The sequence below is a fragment of the Streptomyces sp. LHD-70 genome, from assembly GCF_031157275.1.
Taxonomy (GTDB): domain Bacteria; phylum Actinomycetota; class Actinomycetes; order Streptomycetales; family Streptomycetaceae; genus Streptomyces.
In genome coordinates this window covers 281,487-307,348 of the sequence record NZ_JAVIFW010000003.1, presented here as the reverse complement: position 1 = coordinate 307,348, position 25,862 = coordinate 281,487, and the positions used below count along the sequence as shown (strand labels likewise).

The following is a 25,862-nucleotide window of genomic DNA, read 5'->3' as shown; positions in this document are numbered from 1 at the left end:
CCGTACTGAGAGAGGTTTCCCCATCATGAGCGTCAACCAGGCCGACACCGTCGTCGTCGGCGCGGGCATCGTCGGACTCGCGCACGCCCTCGCCGCCGCCCGCCGCGGAGAACGCGTCGTCGTCTTCGAGCGGGACGACTTCGCCGTGGGCGCCTCCATCCGCAACTTCGGCATGATCTGGGCGGTGGGGCAGCAGCGCGGCGCGATCTACCGGCGTGCCCTGCGCAGCCGGGAGATCTGGCTGGACATAGCCGCCAAGACCGGGCTTTGGGCCGAGCCGAGCGGCTCCCTGCACCTGGCCCACCGCCCCGACGAGGTGGCGGTCCTGGAGGAGTTCGTCGCCTCCGCTCCCGCCGCCCGTGAACGGGGAGTCACCATGGTGACGCCCCGTGAGGCCCTGGAGAGAAGCCATGTGGCCCGTCCCGAGGGGCTGTTGGCGGCGATGTGGAGCCCGACCGAGCTCAACGTGGACCCGCGGCTCGCGCTCCCCGCCGTCGCGGAGCACCTCGTCTCGGAGTACGACGTCGACATCCGCTTCGGTACGACCGTCCGCTCCGTGGACCTGCCGACCGTGTCCACCACGGCCGGCGAGTGGCGGGCCGGGCGGGTCTTCGTGTGCAGCGGGAACGACTTCGCGACGCTCTACCCGGAGGTGTACGCCGACAGCGGTCTGGTGCGCTGCAAGCTGCAGATGATGCGCACCGGGGTGCAGCCCGGCGGCCGGCCGCTCGGCCCGATGCTGTGCGGCGGTCTGACGCTGCTGCACTACGCGGCGTTCGACGGCCTCACGGCGCGGGAGGCGCTCGCGGAGCGGATGGGCGAGGAGTTGCCGCACCACCGCGAGCACGGCATTCACGTCCTGCTCTCCCAGACCGCCGACGGCCGCCTGACCATCGGCGACAGCCACGCCTACGGCACGACGCACGACCCCTTCGAGGACGAGGGCATCAACGAGGCCGTACGTGACTACCTGCGCACGTTCGCCGACCTCCCCGACCCCCGCGTCACCGAACGCTGGACCGGCTACTACCCGTCCCTGCGCGACGGCCGCACGGAACTGGTGGTGTCCCCCGAGCCGGGCGTGACGGTGGTCAACGGCGTCGGCGGGGCGGGGATGACGCTGTCGTTCGGGTTGGCGGAGGAGGTGGTGGCAAATTGAGCCCCTCTGGGGGCACCTCCCAGCGGTAGCTGGGGGAGATTGAGGAGCGGGGGTCCGGGGGCGGAGCCCCCGAAGCTCCGCAGCCACGCGGCGCCAGCCGCATATCGACACAGTCGGGAAGGGGCGGGGAGGGGAAAAGCAGGAGGCCCGGCGGGAACCACCCCGCCGGGCCTCCGTCTGCGCAGCAGTACCTCAGTACCCGATACACGCCGAATGCCACGCAGTGTAGAACTCGAAGACCTCCGGCGAGCACTCCGGAGGCCCGTACTGCGAAGCCTTCGCCCCGGTATGCGGCAGATGCGCATACGCCCCGACCCCGGCCCGGTTCACATGCAGCATGCCCGCCTCGAACCGCTCCACCGCCTCGAACGCCCGCGCCTGCGAGGCCGTGAACACAGTGCCGCTCATCCCGTACTTGACGGAGTTGGCGATCCGGATCGCGTCGTCGAATCCATCCGCGTCGACGACCGCGAGCACCGGCCCGAACACCTCCTCCTGCGCCAGCTCGCTGTCCCAGGGCACGTCCCGGATCACCGTCGGCTGGACGTAGCAGCCCTCCGGCAGCCCCGGCCGCACCTCGGGTCCGCCGCCGCACAGCACCTTGCCGCCGTCGCGCTGCGCGCCCTCGATCGCGGCGAGCGCGGCGTCCCTGCGTACGGTGTTCACCACCGGGCAGAGCTGCGAGGCCGGATCGTCGCCCGGCCCCACGCGCAGGCCCGCGACCCGCGCCACCAGGCGGTCCAGGAACCGGTCCCGTACCCGGACGTCCACGACGGCCCGGCTGGTCGCGCTGCACCGCTGGCCCGCCTGCCCGAAGGCGCCGTGCACCACCGCGTCCACGGCCCGGTCCAGGTCCGCGTCGTCGCACACGACCACCGCGTTCTTGCCACCCAACTCCAGCTGGGTACGCAGGAGTCGGTGGGCGCCGCCGGTGTGGATGGCGGTGCCGACGCCGAGGGAGCCGGTGAAGCTGATGCCGGCGACGGCCGGGTTGGCGACCAGGGCCTCACCGGCCGCCACGTCGCCCTGGACGAGGTTGAGCACCCCGTCCGGCACGCCCGCCTGCTGGAACACCTCCACCAGGAGCGCGGACGTGAGCGGGGTGAGCGGCGACGGTTTGAGCACCGCCGTACAGCCCGAGAGCAGCGCGGGCGCCACCTTCCACATCGGGATGGCGAGTGGGAAGTTCCACGGCGTCACGAGGCCGACGACGCCGATGGGGCGGCGGAACGTGTACGCGAAGGTGCGCTCGTCCTCCGCGGGTGCCGTCACACCGCCGAGCCGCCGGGCCTGGCCGGTCGTGAACTCCAGTACGGAAAGGGCCCGTTGCACCTCGCCGCGGGCCTCCGCGAGGAGCTTGCCCTGTTCCCGCGTGATGGCCGCGGCCACCTCTTCGGCCCGCGCGGCGAGCAGCCGTCCGGCCTCGGTCAGGTGGGCGGCCCGGCGGATCGGGCCGAGCGCACGCCAGGCCGGGAGCGCGGCCGCCGCCGCGTCCACCGCCCGGTCGGTGTCCACGCCGCCGGACTCGGCGAACTCCCCGAGTACGTCGGAGAAGTCGGCCGGGTTGACGTTCTCCCGGGTGAGCCCCGACTCCGCCGGGGCCCATCGCCCGTCGACGAAGTTGAGCCGAAGGTGCTGTGCCACTTGTTGCCCTCCCCTTCGCTGGACAGCGCCGACACGCCGCCGGCAGCCTCGGTCAGGCTCGCCCAGGTGCGGGGCGCCCACAATGCGTGATTGCCCAATGCCCGCGATAGCTCAGGGCTATTTCCCCTCCACTAGGAAACCCCCACCACCCGACGCCGCCCCACCAGCTCCGCGAGCCCCCGCCGCGTCGCCGCGACCACGACGCGGTCCGTTGAGCGCAGGACGTACCCGGGGTGCAGGTTCCAGACCAGGCCCGGTGGGCGTTCCTCGGCGTCCTGCTGGGGGGCCGCGAGGTCGGGGCGGCGTTCGGCCGGGTCGGCGGCGTCGAGGCCGATCACGCGCCAGCGGCCGGGCCGGAAGCACTCCCCGACGGTGCAGCCCTCCAGCAGCGGATGGCCCGCGACGTTCACGGCGGCGAACAGCAGCACCTGGCGTTCCACGGAGAGGGAGCCGAGGTTCTGCCGCCCCATCATGGCGCTGGCGAAGGCGGGCGCCGCGAGATGGGTGCAACTGCGGCTCAGCGTCTGGGAGTTGGGGTGGGCCGAGCGCAGCGTACGGTTGACGACGGTGGCGAACTCGTCGTCGTAAAGCCGCAGCGACACCTTCACGTCGGACTTCACCGAGCGGGCGTACAGGGCCGCTTCGATGTTGGTGCTGTCGATGCTGGTCAGGGCGAGCAGGGTGCGGGCGCGCTTGATCTTGGCGGCCTCCAGGACGCCTTCCTGGGTGACGTCGCCGAGGACGACGGGGACCCGCAGCCGCCGCGCGAGGTCGACGCCGCGGGCCTCCGGGTCCTCCTCGACGCAGACGACGGGGATGCCGAGCTCGAAGAGCCGCGCGAGGACACGGGTGCCGATCTTGCCGAGGCCGAGCAGCACCACGTGCCCGGAGAGCCGGCGCGGCGGGCGGCGCAGCGAGGACGCCGTACGGAACGTGCCGAAGGCTTCGAGTGCGGCGGCGAGCAGCACGGGCAGGAGCAGCAACCCGGCGAATCCGGAGAGCAGTTGGAGCACGCGGCGGCTGCGCGGCTCGTCCTCGGCGGGGTCGCCCATGGCGAACATGTCGAGCACGGTGACGTAGGTGGCGTGCAGCGGGCTGTACTCCTGCGTCAGCCAGGTGGCCACGGCGAGGGCGAGCGCGCAGACGAACAGGCCCGCGACGGTCCAGCGCAGACGCCGGGAGAACAGTTGGCCGATGGGCACACCGCGCACCCGGCGCGGGGCGGCTTCGGGCCCGTTGTACTCGACGGTCTCCAGGACGACGGTGCCGCGTCCGGCGGCGGCGGCCACGGCCTCGTCGTCGGGCAGCAGCTCGCACTCCACGGCGCCCCCGCCCCGCCGTCCCGGGGCGTCGTCGGGGGGTGAGAGGAGGGCCAGGGTGCACAGTCCGCCGTCGGCGCGCTGTCCGCTGCGGGTGGGGGCGCGCTCGGCGGCGCGCAGGAGCAGTCCGTCGACCTCGACGACCTTGCTGGTGGCGGCGATGGCGGTGGCGGCGAGTGCGGGCGCCGCCGTGTCGGCGTCGGACAGGACGGTGGTGGTGGCGTGGGCGGTGTCGAGGTCCGGGGACGCCAACGCGCTGGCCTGGTCGAGGAGTTCGGCGAGGTGCTGGCCGAGCTTGCGGTTGAAGAGCCGGATGACGAGGCGCAGGTGCGGGTTGAGGCGGCGGGCGGTGAGGGCGGCCCTGATGTTGAGTTCGTCGTCGTCGTTGACGAGGGCGAGCGCCTCGGCCTGCGCGATGCCCGCTTCCAGGAGGACTTCGTCGGTCAGCTCGGATGCCTCGATGAGAGGTCCCGCGGAGTGGTCGGCGGGCTCGTCGTCGTCAGCGGTGTTGCCCGCCGCCCGGCCCACGGCGGCGGTGAACCGTCCGAAGAAGGTGCTGGCCCGGGTGCGCACCGACAGCGGCTGGCCCCGTCTGTCCCCGCTGGTCGGCACGACAAGGGTCACCTGCTGCCCGTAGACCTCGCGGATCTCCTCGGCGAGCCGCTGGCCGAGCGCGTCGTCGCCGCACACAACCATGCGGGGCGCGGCGGAAGTTGACTGGGTCTGCTGCTGCGGTACGGATGACACGGAAGGCAAGAGTGCCCGAGAGGCGGTCGCGGTTCCAAGCCTTGGCGATCTTCGGCGTGGAAGTTCTCGTACGGCGTACGGGTCGCCCCCGTACCCTCGACGTCATGAGTGAAGCCCTGCCCCTGCTCCTGATCGCGCTCGGCATGCTGGCCGTCCTCGCCGGTTGCGGCTGGCTCGCGGTGCATGTGCGGCGGCGGGGTGCGGCGGGCGGTGGGGTGAGTGCCGCGATGGCCGCGTACGACGAGGCGTTCAAGGTGACGTCGTACGAGGCGCATGTGGAGGTGCAGGCGCAGGCGCGGCGGAAGAGTCCGCTGCTCTCGCCGGACGAGGAGTGGCGGCCCGTGGCCCGCCCGGCGGGGCCCACCGGTGCCGGGGGGCGGCTCCCGCGGCGGGTGCGGTCGCGGCGCGGGCTGTTGCGGGGGCTGCGCCGCCGGGTGGCGCGCCGCTCCCGCTGATGAGCGCCTGGACCACCCGCCCCGGCCACGGAAATCCCTGCGGCCCGGCCCTACTTCCCGCCCGGCACTCCGTGCCAAGATCTCCCGGAGCACGCACGACGCGGGACACACGACCCGGGAGGCGGGAGTTCGGATGGCGCAGCACTGGGCGGACTTTCAGTACGAGATCTACCTGAACGGCATGACGGGGGCCGTGCCCCGGCTGCCCACGGATCTGACGCGCCTGGAAGAGCTGGTCGAGCGGCGGCTCGGGCCCGGGCCCGTCGGCTACGTGGCGGGCAGCGCGGGCAGCGGCAGCACCGCCGCGGCGAACCGGGCGGCCCTGGAGCGGCGCCGGATCGTGCCGCGGATGCTGCGGGACGTCCATGAACGCGACCTGTCCGTCGAGGTGTTGGGGCGTTCGCTGCCCGCGCCGCTCGCGCTGGCGCCCGTGGGCGTCCTGTCGATCATGCACCCGGACGCGGAGTCCGCCGCGGCGCGGGCGGCGGCCGCGCAGGGCGTCCCGTTCGTGCTGTCCTCGGCGTCGAGCACGCCGATGGAGCAGGTCGCGGAGGCGATGGGCGACGCGGAGCGGTGGTTCCAGCTGTACTGGGCCAAGGACCGGGAGGTGACGAAGAGCTTCCTCGACCGTGCGAAGGCCTCCGGGTTCACGGCCCTGCTCGTCACGCTCGACACCCCGCTGCTCGCCTGGCGGCCGCGCGATCTGGACCAGGCGTACCTGCCGTTCCTGCACGGTGTGGGCACCGCGAACTACTTCACCGACCCGGCGTTCCAGGCCGGTCTGGCCAAGCCGGTGCACGAGGACCCGAACGCGGCGGTCATGCACTTCGTGGGCATGTTCTCGGACCCGGCGAAGACCTGGCCCGACCTGGCGTTCCTGCGGGAGAACTGGGACGGCCCGATCGTCCTGAAGGGCATCCTGCACCCGGACGACGCACGGCTCGCGGCGGACGCGGGCATGGACGGCGTGGTGGTCTCGAACCACGGCGGCCGCCAGGTGGCGGGTTCGGTCGCCGCGGCCGACGCCCTGCCGCGCGTGGCCGAGGCGGTCGGCGACCGGCTGACCGTGCTGTTCGACAGCGGCGTACGCACCGGGGACGACGTGTTCAAGGCCCTGGCGCTCGGCGCGCAGGCGGTGCTCGTGGGGCGGCCGTACGCGTACGGGCTCGGCCTCGACGGTCAGGCCGGTGTCGAGCACGTGATCCGCTGCCTGCTCGCGGAGCTGGACCTCACCCTCGCCCTGACCGGGCACGCCGCGCCGGGCACGGTGTCGGCGGACGATCTGGAGACGGAGACCGCATGACCGACGCAACCGACTCAACCGACACAACCGACGCAACCGCCTCATCCGCAGCCGCCGGGGAGCAGCACGTCCTCGCCGTCGTCCCCGCGCACGTCGGCGGGCGCGCGGCCGGGACCGGGTTCGCGGCCCTGCTGCCGCCCCCGGCGAAGGTCACGGTCGTCGAGTCCGTCGACGAGGACCCGCGGGCACTGCGCACCGCCCGCGTGCTGATCACCGCGCTGGCCCCGGTGACGGCCGAACACCTCGCCGCCGCACCGGAGTTGGAGCTGGTGCAATGCTCCAGCCACGGCTTCGACTACGTGGACACGGCGGCGGCACGCAGCCGCGGCATACCGGTGTGCACGATCGGTTCGAGCGGCGCGGAGAAGCAGAACGTCGCCGAGCAGACCTTCGCGCTGATGCTGGCCCTCGCCAAGCAGCTGGTCCCGGCGCACACCGCGCTGGCCGAGGGCGACTGGGCGCTGCCCCGCCTGAAGCCGTCCCTGACCGAACTGTCCGGCAAGACCCTCGGGATCGTCGGCCTCGGGCAGATCGGGCAGGAAGTGGCGCTCAGGGGCCGCGCGTTCTCGATGGACGTGGTGTACGCGGGCCGCCGCCGCGCGGAACCCGCTGTCGAGGAGCGGCTCGGCGCCCGGCACGTGGACCTGGACGAGCTGCTGCGCATGTCGGACTACGTGAGCCTGCACGCTCCGCTCACCGACGCCACCCGGGGCCTCCTCTCCGCGGAGCGCCTGGCTCTCCTCAAGCCCACGGCGTTCGTCGTGAACACGGCGCGCGGCGCGCTGATCGACCAGGAGGCGCTGGCGGACGCCCTGGAGTCCGGTGCGCTCGCGGGCGCGGGCCTCGACGTCTTCGACCCGGAGCCCCCTCCGGTGACCCTGCGCCTGCTGCGCGCGCCGAACGTGGTGCTCTCCCCGCACGTCGGCGGCGTGACCCGGGAGACGGTCGTACGCATCGCGATCGCGGCGGCGCAGAATGTGGCGGCGTACTTGGAGGGCAAGCGGCCACAGGATGTCGTGAACTAGGGGGTGTTGCTCCCTGGTCTCCCGGGTCCCGCAGGGTTTTCCCCCACCCCGCCCCTTCAACGGGGTCCGGGGCGGAGCCCCGGCGGGGGCGACCTCAGGTGAGGTCGAACTCGCCCTCGCGCGCGCCGATCACGAAGGCCCGCCACTCCGCGGGCGTGAAGATCAGGGACGGGCTGTCCGGACTGCCGCCGTTGCGCATCGCGATGAAGCCCTCGACGAAGGCGATCTGTACGTCACCGCGTCCCTGACTGCTGGACTGCCAGGCGGCGTCGCTGAGATCGAGGTCGGGCTTCTGCCAACTCGCAAAGGTCTGCTGGGCGGTGGTGCTCTCGGCCACGTCCGTGCTCCTCCCGGTACTGCCCGTTCGGTCCGCGCCCAGCCTAGCGAGCGGCGCGGGCGCCGGACAGGCCACGGGAGGAGGACCCTGGCCGGACCTGTCCCGTACGGCCCCCGCTCAACTCGTCGGCGGTTCCGCCCCCACCAGCCACATCGCGAAGAACTGCGAGCCGCCGCCGTACGCGTGCCCAAGTGCCTTGCGGGCCCCGTCGACCTGGTGCTCGCCCGCCAGGCCGCGCACCTGCAGGGCCGCCTCGGCGAAGCGGATCATGCCGGAGGCGCCGATGGGGTTGGTGGAGAGGACGCCGCCGGACATGTTGACCGGAAGGTCTCCGTCGAGTTCGGTGACGCCGGACTCGGTGAGTTTCCAGCCCTCGCCCTCGGCGGCGAAGCCGAGGTTCTCCAGCCACATCGGCTCGTACCAGGAGAACGGCACGTACATCTCGACGGCGTCGATCTCGCGGCGCGGGTCGCTGACGCCCGCCTGCCGGTAGACGTCGGCGGCGCAGTCCTTGCCGGCCTGGGGCGAGACGAAGTCCTTCCCGGCGAACATGGTGGGTTCGCTGCGCATGGCGCCGCCGTGCATCCAGGCGGGCGGCCGGGGTGAACGGGCCGCGCCCGCACGGTCGGTGAGGATCATCGCGCAGGCCCCGTCGGAGGACGGGCAGGTCTCCGAGTAGCGGATCGGGTCCCACAGCATCGGGGACGCCTGCACCTTCTCCAGGGTGATGTCCTGCTCGTGCAGGTGCGCGTACGGGTTCTTCAGGGCGTTGCGGCGGTCCTTGTACGCGACGAGCGAGCCGACCGTGTCCGGGGCGCCGGTACGCCGCATGTACGCGCGCACGTGCGGGGCGAAGAAGCCGCCCGCCCCGGCGAGCAGCGGCTGCTGGAACGGCACGGGCAGCGAGAGCCCCCACATGGCGTTGGACTCGGACTGCTTCTCGAAGGCGAGGGTGAGTACGGTGCCGTGCACGCGGGCGGCGACGAGGCCCGCGGCGACGAGCGCGGTGGAGCCGCCGACGGAACCGGCGGTGTGCACGCGGAGCATGGGTTTGCCGACGGCGCCGAGCGCGTCGGCGAGGTACAGCTCCGGCATCATGACGCCCTCGAAGAAGTCGGGCGCCTTGCCGATGACGACGGCGTCGATGTCGGCCCACGTCAACTCGGCGTTTTCCAGGGCCTGTTGGGCGGCCTCGCGGACGAGTCCGGCGATGGAGACGTCCTTGCGGGACGCGACGTGCTTGGTCTGGCCGACGCCGACGACGGCCACGGGTTCTTTCGACGACACGCTCATCGCGCCTCCCCCTCGAGTACGGCGACCAGGTTCTGTTGCAGGCACGGCCCGGAGGTGGCGTGGGCGAGGGCGCGGTCGGACTCGCCGCGCTGGATGCGGGCGGCGGCCTCACCGAGCCGGATGAGCCCGGCGGCCATCATGGGGTTGGCGGCGAGGGCGCCGCCCGAGGGGTTCACCACCACCTCGTCCCCGAGCCCGAGGGCCTTGCGCAGGACGACCTCCTGGGAGGTGAACGGGGCGTGCAACTCGGCCGTGTCGACAGGGCGTTGGAAGGCGCCTGCCTTCTCGGCGGCCAGGCGGGCAGACGGCGAATCCGTGAGGTCGCGCACGCCCAGCGAGTGCGCCTCGATGCGGTGGTCCATGCCCCGGATCCAGGCGGGCCGCTCGCACAGCTCACGGGCCCGGTTCCCGGCCGCGAGGATCACGGCGGCCGCGCCGTCCCCGACGGGCGGCACATCCCCGGTGCGCAGCGGCCGTACGAGATAGTCCCCCTGCGGGCGCGCACCGCGCACCTGGGCATGGGAGTTGGCAAGGGCGGACTCCCGGCTGCGGGCGGCGACCCCGGCGAGCGCGACCTCGTCCGTCTCCCCCGCGTCGATCAGCGCCTGCGCCTGGAGCGCGGCGAGCGCGACGGAGTCGGGCCAGAGCGGGGCCACGTAGTACGGGTCGAGCTGCCGGGTGAGGACGTCGCGCACGGAGCCGGGTGAGGACTTTCCGTACGAGTAGACGAGTGCGGTGTCGACCTCGCCGGTGAGGATCTTCACCCAGGCCTCGTAGAGCGCCCAGGCGCCGTCCATCTCGACGTGGGACTCGGAGATCGGCGGCCAGGCGCCGACGCCGTCGAGGGCCATGGTGAAGGAGAAGGCGCGGCCCGCGAGGTAGTCGGACGATCCCGAGCAGGTGAAGCCGATGTCGCTGGTCTTCAGGCCGGTTCGGGCGAGGACGTCGTGCAGGACGGGCATGAGCATCTCCACCTCGGAGTGCTCGTCGCTGGTGCGGGTGTGGTCGCTCTGCCCGAAGGCGACGATCGCGACGTCCCTCAGGGGCCCTGCGGCGGCCATCTAGATCAGCTCCTTGTACGTCTCGTAGTCGGCGTCGGGCTCACCGGTGGGCCGGTAGTGATCGGGATAGCGCCCGCCCTCCCGCCACACCGGCTCGACCCTGAGCCCCATCCGGACCTGGTCGTACGGGATCCCGGCGATGCGGCCGTGCAGGGCCAGGTCGGCGCCGTCGAGGGCGATATGGGCGTAGACGTACGGGACTTCGATGTCGAGATTCTTCGCCTTGATGTTGACGATGCAGTACGTGGTGACCGTCCCGGCGGGACCGGTCTCGACCTGTTCGTTCGTGGCGACGCCGCAGGTGGGGCAGGCTCCGCGCGGCGGCACGTACACCTTCCGGCAGGAGGGGCAGCGCTCGCCGACGGCGCGTCGCTCGGCGAGCGCGTTGATGTAGCCGGTCTGGGCGCGCCCCGGCGAGTAGGTGTAGTCGAGCCGCGCGGGCGCGACGATTCCGGTGACGGCGTCCTCGAACTCCCCGCTGTGCGGCTGAGGTTGAGCCTCCGCTTCACCGTCGTACGGCTCGAAGCAGGCGATGTCGTTGATGGTGCCGGCACGTTCGGCGGCCCAGCGGACCCGGACGCGCATCCCGGTGCGGACGTTGTCGGGGCCTTCGGCGTCGAGGGCGTGCAGGAGGGCGGTGTCGGCGCCGTCGAGTTCGACCAGGACCCAGGCGAAGGGGGTGTCGAGCGGCTGGCCGGGGCGCGGTTCGTGGTTCCAGGCCCAGGTGGTGACGGTGCCGGTGGCGCCGACCTCGACGAGGTCGCGTATCTCCTCGGCGGTCACCGGGTCGTACTCGACGGGCGGGACGAGCACCTTCCCCGCACTGGTCCGCACCCCGAGCACGGTCCGCTCGCGCAGTCCGGTGAGGAAGGCGCTCTGGACGGGGCCGAGGGAGCGGGTGAAGGGGAATTCGACGATGAGGGGGGCTTTGAGGACTTCGGGCACGCTCGTACTCCTTAGGGTGTCAGGCTCGCCGGTAGACGGGGGGCCGCTTCTCCGCGAAGGCCTTGGCACCTTCTTTGGCGTCCTCGGTCGCGAACACCGGCCAGCCGCGCTCCAGTTCGGACCTCAGCCCGTCCGTCTCGGTCATCTCGGCGGTCTCGTACACGGACGCCTTGACCGCCTCCACGGCGAGCGGACCGCAGGCGTTGATCTGCTCGGCGATCGCGAGGGCCGCCTCAAGCGCGCTGCCGTCGGGCACGACCTGGCCGATCAGCCCGATGGACGCGGCCTCGGCGGCGCTGTACGGCCTGCCGGTGAGCAGCATCTCCAGCGCGTGCGTACGGGGAATCTGCCGCTGCAGCCGCACCGTCGAGCCGCCGATGGGGAACAGGCCGCGCTTGACCTCGAAGAGCCCGAAGGTGGCGGACTCCCCGGCGACGCGGATGTCGGTGCCCTGGAGGATCTCGGTGCCGCCGGCGACACAGTGCCCCTCGACGGCGGCGATGACGGGTTTGCGCGGGCGATGGTGCCGGAGCATCGCCTTCCAGTGCAGGTCGGGGTCGGCCTTGAGTCGGTCCCGGTACTGCTCGCCCGCCATGCCCTGGCCCGCGAGGGCCTTGAGGTCCATTCCGGCGCAGAAGTCGCCGCCCGCGCCGGTGAGGACGACGGAGCGGATCCCGTCGTCCGCGTCGGCCTCGACCCAGCCGTCGTGGAGCCCGACGAGCAGGGGCAGCGAGAGCGCGTTCTTGGCTTCGGGCCTGTTGAGTGTGAGCACCAGAGTGGCGCCTTCGCGCCGTACGTCCAGGTGTTCCGTCCCACCACTTGGTCCCATGGGTTGGGTCCTCCCGTCTCAGACCTAGAACAGGTTGCAGGAGCACGGGTCCCAGTTCAATAGCTTTCTGACAGCCAGTCAGATTTCTTGACGGCACCCCTTCCCAGTTGTGCCGGGCGACGCTCTAATGACGGCCGAGCCAACAATTTCCGGGGTCAGGAGGAGCGGTGGAGTACAACCTTGCCGACCTGTTCGAGTCCGTCGTCGACGTGGTGCCCGACCGCGAGGCGCTCGTCTACGTCGACCACCCCGGCACCGGCTCGGAACGCCGCCTCACCTACGCGGAACTCGACGCGGCCGCCAACCGCCTCGCCCACCACCTCGTCGACAGCGGCATCCGCCCCGGCGAGCAGCTGGGCCTGCACCTCTACAACGGGGTCGAGTATCTGCAGACCGTGCTCGCCTGCCTCAAGGCCCGGATCGTCCCAGTGAACATCAACTACCGCTATGTGGAAGAGGAGTTGATCTACCTCTACCGGGACGCCGACCTCGCCGCGCTCGTCTTCGACGCCGAGTTCACCGAGCGCGTGGCGGCCGCCGCGCCGCGCACCGACAAGCTCCGCCACCTCGTGCGGGTGGGTACGGTCCCGGCGGGCGCACCCGAACTGGACGCCGTGCCGTTCGCACGGGCCGAGGCGAGCGGCTCGCCCGAGCGGGGCTTCGGGCCCCGCTCCGCCGACGACCTGTTCATCATCTACACCGGCGGCACCACCGGCATGCCGAAGGGCGTGATGTGGCGCCAGGAGGACCTGTTCTTCGCGGGCCTGTTCGGCGGCGACCCGGCGGGCGAGCCGGTCTCGCGCCCCGAGGAGCTCGCCGAGAAGGTCGCGGCGGGCGGCAGCGGCATCACCTTCTTCCCCACTCCCCCGCTGATGCACGGCACGTCCACGCTCACCTCGTTCATCGCGTTCAACTACGGCCAGCGCGTGGTGATCCACCGCAAGTACGCGCCCGAAGAGGTGCTCCGTACGATCGAGAAGGAGCGGGTGTCCAGCGTCTCGCTCGTCGGCGACGCGATGCTGCGCCCGCTCATCGACGCGCTGAACGGCCCCTGCAAGGGCACCGACATGTCGTCGCTGTTCAGCGTCTCCTCGTCGGGCGCGATCATGTCGGAGACGGTGCGCGCCGAGTTCCAGGCCCTCGTACCGAACGTGCTGCTCCTGAACAACTTCGGCTCGTCCGAGTCCGGCTCCAACGGCAAGGCGACGGACGACTCCGGCCCCGAGAAGGGGTTCCGCCTGGAGGTCAACGCGCGTACGCGGGTGGTCGACCCGGTCACGTACGAGCCGGTGGCCGTGGGCGAGCCGGGGCGCCTCGCGCAGCGGGGTCACGTGCCGCTCGGCTACTACAACGACGAGAAGAAGACCGCCGAGACGTTCTTCCAGAAGGGCGGCGAGCGCTGGGTGCTGCTCGGCGACATGGCGACCGTCGACGAGGCCGGCATCGTCACGGTGCTCGGCCGTGGCTCGCAGTGCATCAACTCCGGGGGCGAGAAGGTCTATCCGGAGGAAGTCGAGCAGGCACTGAAGTCGCACCCGGATGTGTACGACGCGCTGGTGGCGGGGGTGCCGGATGAGAAGTGGGGCAACCATGTCGCGGCGGTGGTCCAACTACGGGCGGGCGCGGCGCAGTTGACCCTTGAGGCCATCCAGACCCACTGCCGCACCCATGTCGCGGGCTACAAGATCCCCCGGCAACTCGTCGTGACCGACCACATCCAGAGGTCACCCAGCGGCAAGGCGGACTACCGGTGGGCGAAGGCGGTGGCGGCGGAGGCGGATGGGCGGGGCTGAGGCCGCTGGGGGCGTTCCTGCCGGACGGGCCTCCTGATTCGCCGGAGGGGCTGAGAAATCAGCCCCTCCGGCGTTTGAGTTGGGGGTCCCCCTGCACTTGCGCGGGGCGATGTGGGGCGGCCTGCCCGCAGCCCCTAATCGTAAGGAAACTTTCCTAACCCCTTGACTCCCCTGGGAAACATCCCTAACTTTCCCGCCACCTGCCACCCCCACGGAACAGCGCGGCCCACCCCCCACCGGACGCCCCCTCAGGAGGCACACCGCCATGGCCAAGCACTCCCCCACCCGCAGGCGCCCCGCGAAGGCGGCCCTCGGAGCCGCCCTCTCGGGCGCACTGCTCCTCACCCTCGCCTCCCAGTTCAGCGCCGGCGCCGGTACCGCAGGATCGACGCCCGACGCCACCGCCCCGGCCGGTTCCGCCGTCGCGCGCAACGGTCAACTCAGCGTCTGTGGCGAGAAGTTGTGCAACGCGCAGGGCAAGGCCGTCCAGCTCAGGGGCATGAGCTCGCACGGCACGCAGTGGTACGCGCAGTGCCTCACCGACGGCTCCCTCGACGCGCTCGCCCAGGACTGGGGCGCCGACGTGCTGCGCGTCTCGACGTACGTACAGGAGGGCGGCTACGAGACCGACCCGGCGAAGTTCACGCAGCTCGCCCAGCGCGTCGTCGACCAGGCCATCGAGCGCGGCATGTACGCCGTCATCGACTGGCACCAGCTCAACCCTGGCGACCCGAACGCCAACACCGATTCGGCGAAGCGGTTCTTCACGGACATGGCCTCGAAGTACAAGGACCAGCCCAACGTCTTCTACGAGATCGCCAACGAGCCCAGCGGGGTCTCCTGGGCGGAGATCAAGTCGTACGCGGAGGAGGTCATCCCGGTGATCCGGCAGCACGACCCGGACGGCGTGGCCCTCGTCGGCACCCGCGCCTGGTCCTCACTCGGCGTCTCGGAGGACGGCGACGAGCGGGAGGTGATCGACAACCCGGTCGACGCGGAGAACATCATGTACACCTTCCACTTCTACGCGGCCTCGCACGGCGACGAGTACCTGCGCACGCTGTCCCGCGCCGCCGACGAACTCCCCATGTTCGTCACGGAGTTCGGCACCCAGAACTCGGCGGGCGAGGGCGCGAACGACTTCACCATGGCCCAGAAGTACATCGACCTGATGGCGGAGAAGGGCATCTCCTGGACCAACTGGAACTACTCCGACGACGACCGCTCGGGCGCGGTCTTCAAGCCCGGCACCTGCTCCGGCGACCAGTGGACGGGCACGGACGTCCTCAAGGAGGCGGGCATCTGGATCCGGGACCGCGTCAAGGGCTGAGGCTCCGCGCACGACACGGCCCGGGAGGTGCGCTCGTGGGGGCGGACCTCCCGGGCCGCGGCCCCTGGTTTCTGAGTACGACGACTCATGTGGCCGCGGCCGCGAGCGGGTTGAATGAAGGTATGAGCAACTCCCAGCCCCAAGCCGCCGCCCCTGCACTGGGCCCCGACGCCGCCGACACCCGCATCGGTCTCGCCTGGGTGGGCCCACTGCTCTCCACGGCCGTCACACTGCCGCTGGCATTCTTCGCGCACTTCCTCGTGGTCCTCGGCGCCTCCGCGGTCGAGGACCACTCGGGCTCGCCCGCCTCGCTACCCATCGGGATCTTCCGCTACGGGCTGCTCGTGCCCTTCTGCCTGCTGTGGATCGCCTGGGCCCTGGTCCGCCACCCGGGCCTGTCCCACCGCCGCGTCCTCTGCTCCGTCGTCGCCCCGGTCTCCGTCCTGCTGCTCACCGTGGCCGTCCTCGCGTTCATGGGCTGACCGCGCCGCGAAGCCCCGGAACCGTAAGTTCACCTGCCGCTCACCCAGCTGCGGCCCAAGCGGTGGCAGGGTCCGTACGTGGGAGCGTACGGAACGGGAACGGGAACGGGAACGAGAACAGGAACCGGAACAGGAACGGGAGCGAGACCGGTGCGGCGGGCGGCAGCAGTGCTTCGGGGCATCGCCCCGCTGCTCGCCACCGCCCTCCTCGCGGGCGGCTGCGCAGGCGAGGGCACGGACCCAGGCACCCCGGAGCGGGGGCGGCCCGCGCCCTCGACCCGGCCCGCACTCCCCCGCCTCCTCGACCCCCCGCCGCCACCGCGCGAGAAGCCCGCGCTCCCGCCCGCCCACGGGTCGGCCCCCGTGCTCGACCGCGTGCCGACCCGCGACCGCGTCGTGTTCCTCACCATCGACGACGGCATCGCGAAGGACCCGGAGTTCGCCCACCTGATGCGGCAACTCCGGGTGCCGTTCAGCATGTTCCTCACCGACTCCATGGCCGGTGACGACTACGGCTACTTCGACCGGCTGCGGCGCGGCGGCAACCGCGTACAGAACCACACCCTCACCCACCCGAGCCTCGCCGGACTGCCGTACGCACGCCAGCGGGCCGAGATCTGCGGTCAACAGGAGCGGCTCCAGGGGGAGTTCGGCGAGCGGCCCACCCTCTTCCGTCCGCCGCGCGGCCACTACGACCCCACCACCCTGCGCGCCGTCGCCGACTGCGGGCTGCGCGCCTCCGTGATGTGGGGCGTCAACATGCAGCCCGACGGCCTGCGCTACGACAACGGCACCGACCGGCTCCGCCCCGGCGAGATCGTCCTCTTCCACTTCTTCCCGCCCGAACGACTCGGCGACAGGACTCTCACCGAGGTCACCGTGGAGCTGCTGCGGACGATCACCGAGCAGGGCTTCGCGGTGGCCCGTATCGAGGATTACGTCTGACCGCACGAAGATCACGTCACACGTCTTGACGCCCCCGCCCACCCCCTGGATAACTGAACCCCAGCAGAGCAACCGAATGATCGGTCGTCCGATTCAGGCCGATTGACCGTAATGGCTGTGGGACGGAGAAGCGCGATGACGGCAGCGGAACTCGACGCGGCGGAGCAGCTCGGCCCGGACGGCCTGCGCAGCCTCCAGCTGGAGCGGCTGCGCGCCACCCTGCGGCACGCGTACGAGAACGTCCCGTTCTACCGCGCCGCCTTCGACCAGGCCGGCCTGCGCCCCGAGGACTGCCGCTCCCTGGACGACCTGGCCCGCTTCCCGTTCACCACGAAGGCCGACCTGCGGGACAACTACCCCTTCGGCATGTTCGCCGTGGACCGCGACCGGGTGCGCCGCATCCACGCCTCCAGCGGTACGACGGGCCGCCCGACGGTGGTCGGGTACACGGACCGTGACCTCGACGTCTGGGCGGACGTCGTGGCCCGCTCGATCCGCGCGGCGGGCGGCAGACCGGGCCACATCGTCCATGTCGCCTACGGATACGGCCTGTTCACGGGCGGCCTCGGCGCGCACTACGGCGCGGAACGGCTCGGCTGTACGGTCGTGCCCGCGTCCGGCGGCATGACGGCCCGGCAGGTCCAGCTGATCCAGGACTTCCGCCCCGAGATCATCATGGTGACGCCCTCGTACATGCTGACGCTGCTCGACGAGTTCGAGCGCCAGGGCGTCGACCCGCGCTCCACATCCCTGAAAGTGGGCATCTTCGGCGCCGAGCCGTGGACCGAGCAGATGCGCCGGGAGATCGAGGAGCGCTTCGCGATCGACGCGGTGGACATCTACGGCCTGTCGGAGGTCATGGGCCCCGGCGTCGCGCAGGAGTGCGTGGAGACCAAGGACGGCCTGCACATCTGGGAGGACCACTTCTACCCTGAGGTCGTCGACCCGCTGACCGGCGAGGTGCTGCCCGAGGGCGAACAGGGCGAGCTGGTCTTCACCTCGCTCAGCAAGGAGGCGATGCCCGTGATCCGTTACCGGACCAGGGACTTGACCCGCCTCCTGCCGGGCACGGCCCGCCCGTCGTTCCGCCGCATGGAGAAGATCACGGGCCGCAGCGACGACATGGTGATCCTGCGCGGGGTGAACCTCTTCCCCACCCAGGTCGAGGAGATCGTCCTGCGCACCCCGGGCGTCGCCCCGCACTTCCAGCTCCGTCTGACCCGCGAGGGCCGGCTCGACGCCCTGACGGTCCGCGCGGAGGCCCGTGCGCAGGCGAGCCCCGAGCAGCGGGCGGAGGCGGCGCGCTCGATCGCGGCGGCGGTGAAGGACGGGGTGGGTGTCTCGGTGGCCGTGGAGATCGTGGACCCGGAGACGCTGGAGCGGTCGGTCGGGAAGTTCCGGCGGATCGTGGACGAGCGGCCGAAGTGACCCCGCCCGTACGAAGTCCCGGCGGATCGGATCGTGGACGAACGGCCGAAGTGACCCCCGTACGCGACCATGGGCGCATGACGGAACCTGTGACCCCCTCAACCGCGCTGGGTCTGCGTGCAGTTCGGCTGGACTCCTACTCCCGTGCCGAGCAGGTCGAGATCCTCGGCGACGGCGACGACCCCTTCGGCGTCGCCGAGACGGGCCTGACCTGGCTGCCCAAGGAGGTCCACTTCGGCATCAGGCTCGACGGCCGCCTGGTGGCGCACGCCGGTCTGCTGCGGTTGCCGGTGACGGTCGGGGACGACGAACAGGAGCTGGTCGGCGTGGGCGGCGTCGCGGTCGCCGCCGATGTGCGGGGGCGGGGTCTCGCCCGGCAGGTCCTCGCGGCGGCGCTCGACCACGCCCGCACCATGGGGCCGCGGCACGCCCTGCTGTTCTGCCGCCCGCCGTTGGTGGCGCTGTACGGGCGGCTCGGCTGGCACCTGCTTGAGCAGGACGTTCTGGTCGAGCAGCACGCCGGGCCGGTGGTGATGCCGTTGCGCACGATGTGGACGGCGTTGCGGGAGGACGAGGACGGGAACGGCGCGGGGTGGCCCGCCGGGGAGCTGCGTTTGCGCTCGTTCCCCATGTGAAAAATCAGCCCGCCCTGGGGCACCTCCCAGCGGTAGCTGGGGGACTTTGAGGACGAGCCCGCAGGGCGATCAACGGCACCCGAGTCGCCGGAGCCTCACGACCACCGATCCCGCAGCTCCCTCTTCAGGATCTTCCCGCTCGCGTTCCGCGGCAGCTCGTCCACGAAGACCACCCGCTTCGGAGCCTTGAACGCGGCCAGCGACTCTCGGGCGTGCGCGACGAGTTCGGCCTCGTCCACCGCACCGCGCCGTACGACCACCGCCGTGACCGCCTCGATCCACCGCTCGTGCGGGAGGCCGATCACCGCGACCTCGGCGACCTGCGGGTGGGTGTAGAGCGCGTCCTCGACCTGGCGCGAGGCGACGAGGACGCCGCCGGAGTTGATGACGTCCTTGACGCGGTCCACGACGGTGAAATAGCCCTCCGCGTCCCGTACCGCCAGGTCACCGGAGTGGAACCAGCCGTCGCGGAACGCCTCCGCCGTCTCCTGCGGCTTGTCCCAGTAGCCCTCGCACAACTGCGGGGAGCGGTACACCACTTCGCCCGCCGTGCCGTCCGGGACGGGCTTGCCCGACTCGTCCACGACCCGCGCCTCGACGAAGAGGACGGGCCGCCCGCACGAGTCCATCCGCCCCTCGTGCTCGTCGGGCCCGAGGACGGTGGCGAGCGGGCCGATCTCGCTCTGGCCGAAGCAGTTGTAGAACGCGAGCCCGGGCAGCCGTCCGCGCAGCCGCTCCAGGACCGGTACGGGCATGATCGAGGCGCCGTAGTACGCCTTGCGGAGCGGGCCCAGGTCGCGCGTGGCGAACTCGGGGTGGTTGGCGAGCGCGATCCACACCGTCGGCGGCGCGAACAGGCTGTCCGCGCGGCCCGCTTCGACCAGGTCGAAGATCTGCTGCGGCTGCGGGGCGTCGATGATGGTGTTCTCCGCGCCGACGGCGAGATACGGCAGCAGGAACACATGCATCTGCGCCGAGTGGTACAGCGGCAGCGAGTGCACGGGCCGGTCGGCCTCGCCCAGGTCGAGCGCGTGGATCGCGGAGACGTACTCGTGCACGAGCGCCCGGTGCGTCATCATCGCGCCCTTGGGGTCGGCCGTCGTCCCCGAGGTGTAGAGCAGCTGCGCCAGATCCTCGGCGCCGGGCTGCGGACCGTCGTACGGAGCAGCCGCCGGGAGCCGGGACAGGAGCGCGTCGTCCGTGTCGCGCAGCGCCAACGCCCGTACGTCCTGCGGGAGTTGCTCGCGCAGATCGGGGTCGGTGAGGACGAGCGCGCTGCCGGACTGGCGGACGATGTACGCGAGGTCGTCGCCGGTGAGGTTGTGGTTGACGGGCACATGCACGAGCCCGGCCCGGGCGCAGCCGAGGAAGCCGATGAGGTACGCGTCGGAGTTGTGCCCGTAGGCGCCGACCCGGTCGCCGGGGCGCAGGCCCTGGTCGAGCAGCACGCGGGCCGCCCGGGAGACCGCGTCGTCGAGCGCGGCGTAGGTCCAGGTGCGGTCGGCGTAGCGCAGTGCCGTGCGGTCGGGGGTGCGGCGGGCGCTGCGCCGGAGCATCCCGTCGACCGTGTCGCCCCGCGCGCCGCCGTGCGCCGGGCTCTCGCCTCGTACGTCCGTCATGGCGTGATCCTCGGTCGCCGCACGACGGGTGGTCAAGACGTCGGGGGTGCCGGGTGTGCCGTGTCGGGCGTGTCCGTTCCGGACCCTGTACCAACTGACCTACCGCTTAGTACGCTCAACCGGCCCTGCCCGCAGACCTGTTGGGAGTGCCATGCGAAACCGCTGGAGACGGCTCATTCTGTTGGCCACCGCGCTGCTGTCCGTAGCCGCCACCGCGTCCCCCGCCCCGGCCGACGCCGGGGGCGGCAGCGGGAGTGCGGAGCGGGCCTCGGGCGGCGGGCTCGCCGCGACGATCCGGTACACCGAGTACGGCATTCCGCACATCGTGGCGAAGGACTACGCGAACCTCGGCTTCGGCACCGGGTGGGCGCAGGCGAACGACCAGGTGTGCACGCTCGCCGACGGCCATGTGACGCTGCGCGGCGAGCGGTCGAAGTTCTTCGGCGCGGAGGGGAAGCCCGACCAGTCGCTGTCGTCCGCGTCCACGAATCTCTCCAGTGACCTGTTCTTCCGCGGGGTGCGGGACGCGAAGACCGTCGAGAAGCTGCTCGCCGTGGACGCGCCGGTCGGTCCGGGGCACGAGGTGCGGGAGTTGATGCGCGGATACGCGGCGGGCTACAACGCCTGGCTGGAGCAGAACCCCATCACCGACCCGGCGTGCAAGGGCGCGCCGTGGGTGCGGCCGATCACCTCCCTCGACGTGGCCCGGCGGGCCTTCGCGCTCGCCGTCCTCGGCGGCCAGGGCCGCGCGGCCGACGCGATCACGTCGGCACAGCCGCCGACGGGCACGCGGACGGCGACCACGGGTACGACAACTGCGCGTACGGCAACGACGCGTACGGCGACGACCGCGCGTACGGCGACCGCGGCGCCCGACCGGGACCAAGTGGCCGATGCCGCACGCGAGTTGTTCCCCGCGCAGAACGCCGACATGGGTTCCAACGCGGTCGCCTTCGCGGGCTCGACCACGGCGAACGGGCGCGGCCTGCTGCTCGGCAACCCGCACTATCCGTGGCACGGCGGCCGCAGGTTCTGGCAGTCGCAGCAGACGATTCCCGGTGAACTGAACGTCTCCGGCGGCTCGTTGCTCGGCGCCACCTCCGTGTCGATCGGGCACAACGCGTCCGTCGCGTGGAGCCACACCGTGGCGACCGGCGTGCCGATGAACCTGCACGAGCTGAAGCTCGACCCGTCCGACCCGACGACGTACCTCGTGGACGGCGAGCGGCACCGTATGAAGAAGCGGACGGTCACCGTCGGCACCGAGGGCGGCGAGCAGGTCACCCGGTCCCAGTGGTGGACGCGCTACGGCCCGGTCGTCACCTCGCTCGGCGCCGGCCTTCCGCTGCCCTGGACGAAGTCGACGGCGTACGCGCTGAACGACCCGAACGCCGCCAATATGCGCCTGAGCGACGCCTCCCTCGCGCTCAACAAGGCGCGCAGCACCAAGGAGATCAAAGCGGCGCTCGCCCGTACGCAGGGGCATCCGTGGGTGAACACCATCGCGGCCGACTCGGCGGGGCACACGCTGTTCACGCAGTCGCAGGTGCTGCCGAGGATCACGGACGAGCTGGCGGAGCGCTGTTCGACGGCGCTCGGCGAGGCCACGTACCCGAGTGCGGGGCTCGCCGTGCTCGACGGTTCGCGCGGGGAGTGCGCGCTCGGCGAGGACCCGGACGCGCTGCAGCCCGGCGTGTTCGGGCCGAGCCGGATGCCGACCTTGGAGGACGCGCCGTACGCCGAGAACTCCAACGACAGCGCGTGGCTGGCCAACCTGGACCGGCCGCTGACCGGGTACGAGCGGATCTTCGGCACGGTGGGCACGCAGCGGTCGATGCGGACGCGGGGCGCCGTCGAGGACGTGGCGGCGATGGCGGACCGGGGTCGGCTCACGGTGCGCGACCTGCAGAAGCAGCAGTTCGCGAACCGCGTTCCGGCCGGTGACCGTACCGCCGAGGACGTGGCGAAGGCCTGCGCGGCGCTGCCCGACGGCAGAGCAACGGGCAGTGACGGCAAGGCAGTTGATGTGCGAGCGGCCTGTGCTGCGATCGGCGCCTGGGACCGGACGATGAACCCGGAGAGCAGGGGCGCGCTGCTCTTCGACCGGTTCTGGCGGAAGCTGACGGCGGGCGTTCCGGCGGCCGAGCGGTGGAAGGTGCCGTTCTCCGCCGCCGACCCGGTGCGCACCCCGCACAGCCTCGACACCGCGCACCCCGGTTTCGCGCGCGCCCTCGCGGACGCGGTCGCCGAGCTGGACCGGGCGGGCATCGCGCCGGACGCGCCGCTGTCGGCACACCAGACGGTGGAGCGGGCCGGGGAGCGTATCCCGGTGCACGGCGGCACCGAGTCGCTCGGCGTGTGGAACAAGCTGGAGCCCACATGGGACCCGGCCGCCGGCTATACGGAGGTGGCGCACGGCTCCAGCTACATCCAGGCGGTCGGCTTCGACGGCAGCCGCTGCCCGGTGGCGCGCACGCTGCTGACGTACTCCCAGTCCGAGAACCCGAAGTCGCCGCATCTGAGCGACCAGACCCGGCTCTACGCACAGAAGCGCTGGGCGACCTCGCGCTTCTGCGAGCGGGACATCCTCGCCTCGCCCGAGCTGAAGGTGGTGAAGGTGCGGCAGCGGTAGGCGGGGCGAGGGACGGTACGTGAGCGTCGAGTGGGGCCGGTTCACCGGCCCCACTTCTCTTTTGACGCTTGGCGCTCTTGGCCCTCTTGGCGCTCTTGACCCTCTTGACGCCTTGACACCTTGACGCCTTGGCGCCGCATGTGCGCCAAGGTTGCTCGCATTGGCGCCATACATGTGCCACTATGGCGTCACCGAGCCTCTCGCTCACCGACCTGCCGTCGTACGGAGGACCCCATGACGCAAGAGCCCACGCCCACGCCCACCCCCGCCGACGTGACCGCCTTCCCCACGGAACGCCACACCGGCTGCCCCTTCGACCCGCCCGCCGAGCTCACCGCCCTGCGCGAGGAGCAGCCGCTGCGTCGGATGACGTACCCGGACGGGCACCACGGCTGGCTCGCCACCGGGCACGGCGCGGTCCGCGCGATCATGGCGGACCAGCGGTTCAGCGCCCGGTACGAGTTGCTGCACCTGCCGATGCCGGGCCTGGAGGGCGTCGAGATACCGCCCGCCGGGCCCGGCGACTTCACCGGCATGGACGCCCCGGACCACACCCGCTACCGGCGCCTGCTCACCGGCAAGTTCACGGTCCGCCGGATGCGCCTGCTCACCGACCGGGTCGAGGAGATCACCGCCACGCACCTGGACGCGATGGCCGCGCACGGCCCCGGCCTCGACCTGGTGCAGGCGTACGCGCACCCGGTTCCGGCTCAGATGATCTGCGAGCTGCTCGGCGTCCCGTACGCCGACCGCGAGCGGTTCACCGGGCAGGTGGCGACGCTCTTCGACCAGCGCGCGAGCGCCGAGGACAAGGCCGCGGCCTACGGCGCGGTCGAGTCGTACGTGAAGGACCTCGCCGCCACCAAACGGGCCGAGCCGACCGACGACCTGCTCAGCGACCTCACCGAGACCGACCTCTCCGACGAGGAACTGGCCGGTGTGGGCGGCCTGTTGCTCGCCGCCGGGCTCGACACCACGGCCAACATGATCGCCCTCGGTACGTTCGCGCTCCTGAGCAACCCCGAGCAGCTCGCCGCGCTCCGCGCCGAACCCGAACTCGCGGGCCCGGCCGTGGAGGAGCTCCTGCGCTACCTCACGGTGGCCGACCCCGCGGTGCGGACCGCCCTGGAGGACGTCGAGGTGGACGGGCGGCTGATCAGGGCGGGCGAGACGGTCACCCTCTCCTTCCAGGCCGCCAACCGCGACCCGGCGCAGTTCCCCGAGCCCGACCGGCTCGACCTGCGCCGCCGGGCCGCCGGTCATGTCGCGTTCGGGCACGGAGTGCACCAGTGCCTCGGGCAGCAACTGGCCCGCGTGGAGATGCAGATCGCGCTGCCGGCCCTGCTGCGCCGCTTCCCGACGCTGCGTCTCGCGGTCGACCCGTCCGAGGTCCCGATGCGCGAGCGGAACAACATCTACGGCGTACGGAGCCTCCCGGTCACCTGGGACCGGGACTGAACACGCGCCGGACGACAGAGGACACGCCGGACGGCAGAGGACACGCCGGACGGCAGAGGAGAGGAAGAGGGTCATGGAATCCACCGAGCTCACCGTCGACCGCGAGCGCTGCGCCGGTTCCGGCATGTGCGCCCTGACCGCGCCCGAGGTCTTCGACCAGGACGACGAGGACGGCCGCGTGCTGCTGCTCACCCCTCGGCCGGGACCCGGACAGCGCGCCGCGGCCCGGCTGGCGGCGGGGCTCTGCCCGGCGGCCGCCATCACGGTCAGGGGCTGATCGCCAGGAACACGAACGAGGCGAACAGCACCAGGTGCAGGCCGCCCTGCAGCAGCGTCGCGCGGCCCGTGACCAAGGTCAGGATGCTCACCACCACAGTCAGGGCGAGCATCACCATGTGCGTCGGGCCGAGGCCGAGGACCAGCGGTCCTTCCATCCAGATGGAGGCGATGGCGATCGCCGGGATGGTGAGGCCGATGCTCGCGATGGCGGAGCCGTGCGCGAGGTTGAGGCTGATCTGGGTACGGTCGCGGAGCGCGGAGCGGTGCGCGGCGAGGGTCTCGGGGAGCAGCACCATCAGCGCGATGATCACGCCGACGAAGGCCTGCGGCAGACCCGCCGCCTCGACGCCGGACTCGATGACCGGCGAGATGGTCTTGGTGTCGCCGACCACCGCGACCAGGGCGATGAGCAGCATGCCGAGGCTGAGAAGCGCCTCCTTGTCGCTGGGCGGGTGGGCGATGTCCTCCTCGTCCAGGACCTCGCCGTCGCGGGTGACGGGCAGGAAGTACTCACGGTGCCGGACGGTCTGCATGGCCACGAAGAGCCCGTACACCGCGAGCGATACGACGGCGGCGAAGGCGAGTTGGGCGCCGGTGAACTCCGGCCCCGGCTTGCTGGTGGTGAACGTCGGCAGGACCAGGCTGAGCGTGGCGAGGGTCGCCATGGTGGCGATGGCGGCGACGGTGCCCTCGGTGCTGAAGGGCGCGACGCCGCCGCGCCAGGCGCCGACGAGCAGGGCGAGGCCGACGATGCCGTTGCAGGTGATCATCACAGCGGCGAACACGGTGTCCCGGGCCAGCGAGGACGTCTTGGCCCCGCCGTCGGCCATCAGGGTGACGATCAGGGCCACTTCGATGACGGTCACGGCGACCGCGAGCACCAGCGACCCGAAGGGTTCGCCGACCTTGTGCGCGACGACCTCGGCATGGTGCACGGCGGAGAGCACCGCGCCCGCGAGGACGACCGCGACAAGCACCACGACGGGCCCCGGCAGATCGCGTCCCCAGGTGAAGACGAGGACGACGACGGCGAGCAGGGGCACCACGATCGTGCCGACCTTGGTGAGCGGACCGGGTTGTGAAGCCATGAGCACACGCTCTCAGGCGACCGCGTGATCCGCTGCCCGAATTGGCCCGACACGCA

The 25,862-nt window shown here is 71.8% G+C and carries 22 protein-coding genes; 13 read left to right on the top strand and 9 right to left on the bottom strand.

The features are described from left to right. The first annotated feature begins 25 nt into the window (after positions 1 to 25). Positions 26 to 1,159: a TIGR03364 family FAD-dependent oxidoreductase gene (locus tag RCO28_RS09455; RefSeq protein WP_308940547.1), complete on the top strand. Its 1,134-nt coding sequence runs from the start codon at positions 26 to 28 to the stop codon at positions 1,157 to 1,159. Between the two features lie 192 nt (positions 1,160 to 1,351). Here the strand turns inward: RCO28_RS09455 and RCO28_RS09450 are convergent, their stop codons facing one another. Further along, complete coding sequence (locus tag RCO28_RS09450; RefSeq protein ID WP_308940546.1) at positions 1,352 to 2,803, bottom strand: aldehyde dehydrogenase family protein; 1,452 nt, start codon at positions 2,801 to 2,803, stop codon at positions 1,352 to 1,354. Positions 2,804 to 2,934: 131 nt separating this feature from the next. Continuing rightward, a complete protein-coding gene (locus tag RCO28_RS09445) occupies positions 2,935 to 4,818 on the bottom strand; it encodes an NAD-binding protein (RefSeq protein ID WP_308940741.1) in 1,884 nt (627 codons plus the stop codon). Between the two features lie 155 nt (positions 4,819 to 4,973). On the opposite strand from RCO28_RS09445, the gene RCO28_RS09440 reads away from it, so the two are divergent. The 3 genes from RCO28_RS09440 (at position 4,974) to RCO28_RS09430 (ending at position 7,652) form a co-directional block, all read left to right on the top strand. Next, the gene (locus RCO28_RS09440; RefSeq protein ID WP_308940545.1) at positions 4,974 to 5,324 is read left to right on the top strand and encodes a hypothetical protein; all 351 of its coding nucleotides are present in this window, start codon (positions 4,974 to 4,976) and stop codon (positions 5,322 to 5,324) included. Positions 5,325 to 5,457: 133 nt separating this feature from the next. Beyond that, the gene (locus tag RCO28_RS09435; RefSeq protein WP_308940544.1) at positions 5,458 to 6,627 is read left to right on the top strand and encodes a lactate 2-monooxygenase; all 1,170 of its coding nucleotides are present in this window, start codon (positions 5,458 to 5,460) and stop codon (positions 6,625 to 6,627) included. Continuing rightward, positions 6,624 to 7,652, top strand: coding sequence for an NAD(P)-dependent oxidoreductase (locus tag RCO28_RS09430; RefSeq protein WP_308940543.1), 1,029 nt, complete (start codon positions 6,624 to 6,626; stop codon positions 7,650 to 7,652). The genes RCO28_RS09435 and RCO28_RS09430 overlap by 4 nt, the downstream gene beginning before the upstream one ends. A gap of 94 nt (positions 7,653 to 7,746) precedes the next feature. Here RCO28_RS09430 and RCO28_RS09425 read toward each other — a convergent pair whose 3' ends face one another. The 5 genes from RCO28_RS09425 to RCO28_RS09405 all read right to left on the bottom strand — a co-directional run bounded on the left by RCO28_RS09425 (position 7,747) and on the right by RCO28_RS09405 (position 12,117). Beyond that, positions 7,747 to 7,989 (bottom strand): DUF397 domain-containing protein, encoded by a 243-nt coding sequence (locus RCO28_RS09425; protein ID WP_308940542.1) that lies wholly within the window; start codon positions 7,987 to 7,989, stop codon positions 7,747 to 7,749. A gap of 117 nt (positions 7,990 to 8,106) precedes the next feature. Further along, positions 8,107 to 9,282, bottom strand: a complete 1,176-nt coding sequence (locus RCO28_RS09420; RefSeq protein ID WP_308940541.1) for a thiolase domain-containing protein — start codon at positions 9,280 to 9,282, stop codon at positions 8,107 to 8,109. After that, the gene (locus tag RCO28_RS09415) at positions 9,279 to 10,343 is read right to left on the bottom strand and encodes a thiolase domain-containing protein (RefSeq protein ID WP_308940540.1); all 1,065 of its coding nucleotides are present in this window, start codon (positions 10,341 to 10,343) and stop codon (positions 9,279 to 9,281) included. Before RCO28_RS09415 ends, RCO28_RS09420 begins: the two co-directional genes overlap by 4 nt. Further along, a complete protein-coding gene (locus RCO28_RS09410) occupies positions 10,344 to 11,288 on the bottom strand; it encodes an OB-fold domain-containing protein (protein WP_308940539.1) in 945 nt (314 codons plus the stop codon). Between the two features lie 19 nt (positions 11,289 to 11,307). Then, the gene (locus RCO28_RS09405) at positions 11,308 to 12,117 is read right to left on the bottom strand and encodes a crotonase/enoyl-CoA hydratase family protein (RefSeq protein WP_308940538.1); all 810 of its coding nucleotides are present in this window, start codon (positions 12,115 to 12,117) and stop codon (positions 11,308 to 11,310) included. A 167-nt stretch (positions 12,118 to 12,284) separates the two neighbouring features. Between RCO28_RS09405 and RCO28_RS09400 the strand changes: the two genes are divergently transcribed. The 6 genes from RCO28_RS09400 (at position 12,285) to RCO28_RS09375 (ending at position 18,730) form a co-directional block, all read left to right on the top strand. Beyond that, on the top strand, positions 12,285 to 13,910 hold the full coding sequence (locus RCO28_RS09400) for an acyl-CoA synthetase (protein WP_308940537.1): 1,626 nt from the start codon (positions 12,285 to 12,287) through the stop codon (positions 13,908 to 13,910). A gap of 265 nt (positions 13,911 to 14,175) precedes the next feature. Continuing rightward, positions 14,176 to 15,240 carry a glycoside hydrolase family 5 protein gene (locus RCO28_RS09395; protein WP_308940536.1) on the top strand — a complete coding sequence of 355 codons (1,065 nt, stop codon included), beginning with the start codon at positions 14,176 to 14,178 and terminating at the stop codon, positions 15,238 to 15,240. Between the two features lie 122 nt (positions 15,241 to 15,362). Beyond that, the gene (locus tag RCO28_RS09390; protein ID WP_308940535.1) at positions 15,363 to 15,722 is read left to right on the top strand and encodes a hypothetical protein; all 360 of its coding nucleotides are present in this window, start codon (positions 15,363 to 15,365) and stop codon (positions 15,720 to 15,722) included. A 168-nt stretch (positions 15,723 to 15,890) separates the two neighbouring features. Continuing rightward, positions 15,891 to 16,667, top strand: a complete 777-nt coding sequence (locus RCO28_RS09385; protein ID WP_308940534.1) for a polysaccharide deacetylase family protein — start codon at positions 15,891 to 15,893, stop codon at positions 16,665 to 16,667. A 135-nt stretch (positions 16,668 to 16,802) separates the two neighbouring features. Next, positions 16,803 to 18,095, top strand: coding sequence for a phenylacetate--CoA ligase PaaK (paaK, locus tag RCO28_RS09380; protein ID WP_308940533.1), 1,293 nt, complete (start codon positions 16,803 to 16,805; stop codon positions 18,093 to 18,095). A gap of 77 nt (positions 18,096 to 18,172) precedes the next feature. Next, positions 18,173 to 18,730: a GNAT family N-acetyltransferase gene (locus RCO28_RS09375; RefSeq protein ID WP_308940532.1), complete on the top strand. Its 558-nt coding sequence runs from the start codon at positions 18,173 to 18,175 to the stop codon at positions 18,728 to 18,730. Positions 18,731 to 18,825: 95 nt separating this feature from the next. Here the strand turns inward: RCO28_RS09375 and RCO28_RS09370 are convergent, their stop codons facing one another. Continuing rightward, a complete protein-coding gene (locus RCO28_RS09370) occupies positions 18,826 to 20,349 on the bottom strand; it encodes an acyl-CoA synthetase (RefSeq protein ID WP_308940531.1) in 1,524 nt (507 codons plus the stop codon). Between the two features lie 151 nt (positions 20,350 to 20,500). Between RCO28_RS09370 and RCO28_RS09365 the strand changes: the two genes are divergently transcribed. The 3 genes from RCO28_RS09365 to RCO28_RS09355 all read left to right on the top strand — a co-directional run bounded on the left by RCO28_RS09365 (position 20,501) and on the right by RCO28_RS09355 (position 24,716). Continuing rightward, on the top strand, positions 20,501 to 22,981 hold the full coding sequence (locus RCO28_RS09365; RefSeq protein WP_308940530.1) for a penicillin acylase family protein: 2,481 nt from the start codon (positions 20,501 to 20,503) through the stop codon (positions 22,979 to 22,981). A 234-nt stretch (positions 22,982 to 23,215) separates the two neighbouring features. Continuing rightward, positions 23,216 to 24,439, top strand: coding sequence for a cytochrome P450 (locus RCO28_RS09360; RefSeq protein ID WP_308940529.1), 1,224 nt, complete (start codon positions 23,216 to 23,218; stop codon positions 24,437 to 24,439). 73 nt (positions 24,440 to 24,512) lie between these two features. Beyond that, complete coding sequence (locus RCO28_RS09355) at positions 24,513 to 24,716, top strand: ferredoxin (RefSeq protein ID WP_308940528.1); 204 nt, start codon at positions 24,513 to 24,515, stop codon at positions 24,714 to 24,716. Here the strand turns inward: RCO28_RS09355 and RCO28_RS09350 are convergent. Continuing rightward, positions 24,706 to 25,806, bottom strand: a complete 1,101-nt coding sequence (locus RCO28_RS09350; protein ID WP_308940527.1) for an ionic transporter y4hA — start codon at positions 25,804 to 25,806, stop codon at positions 24,706 to 24,708. The two genes, RCO28_RS09355 and RCO28_RS09350, sit on opposite strands and share 11 nt — an antisense overlap. Positions 25,807 to 25,862 lie beyond the last annotated feature (56 nt).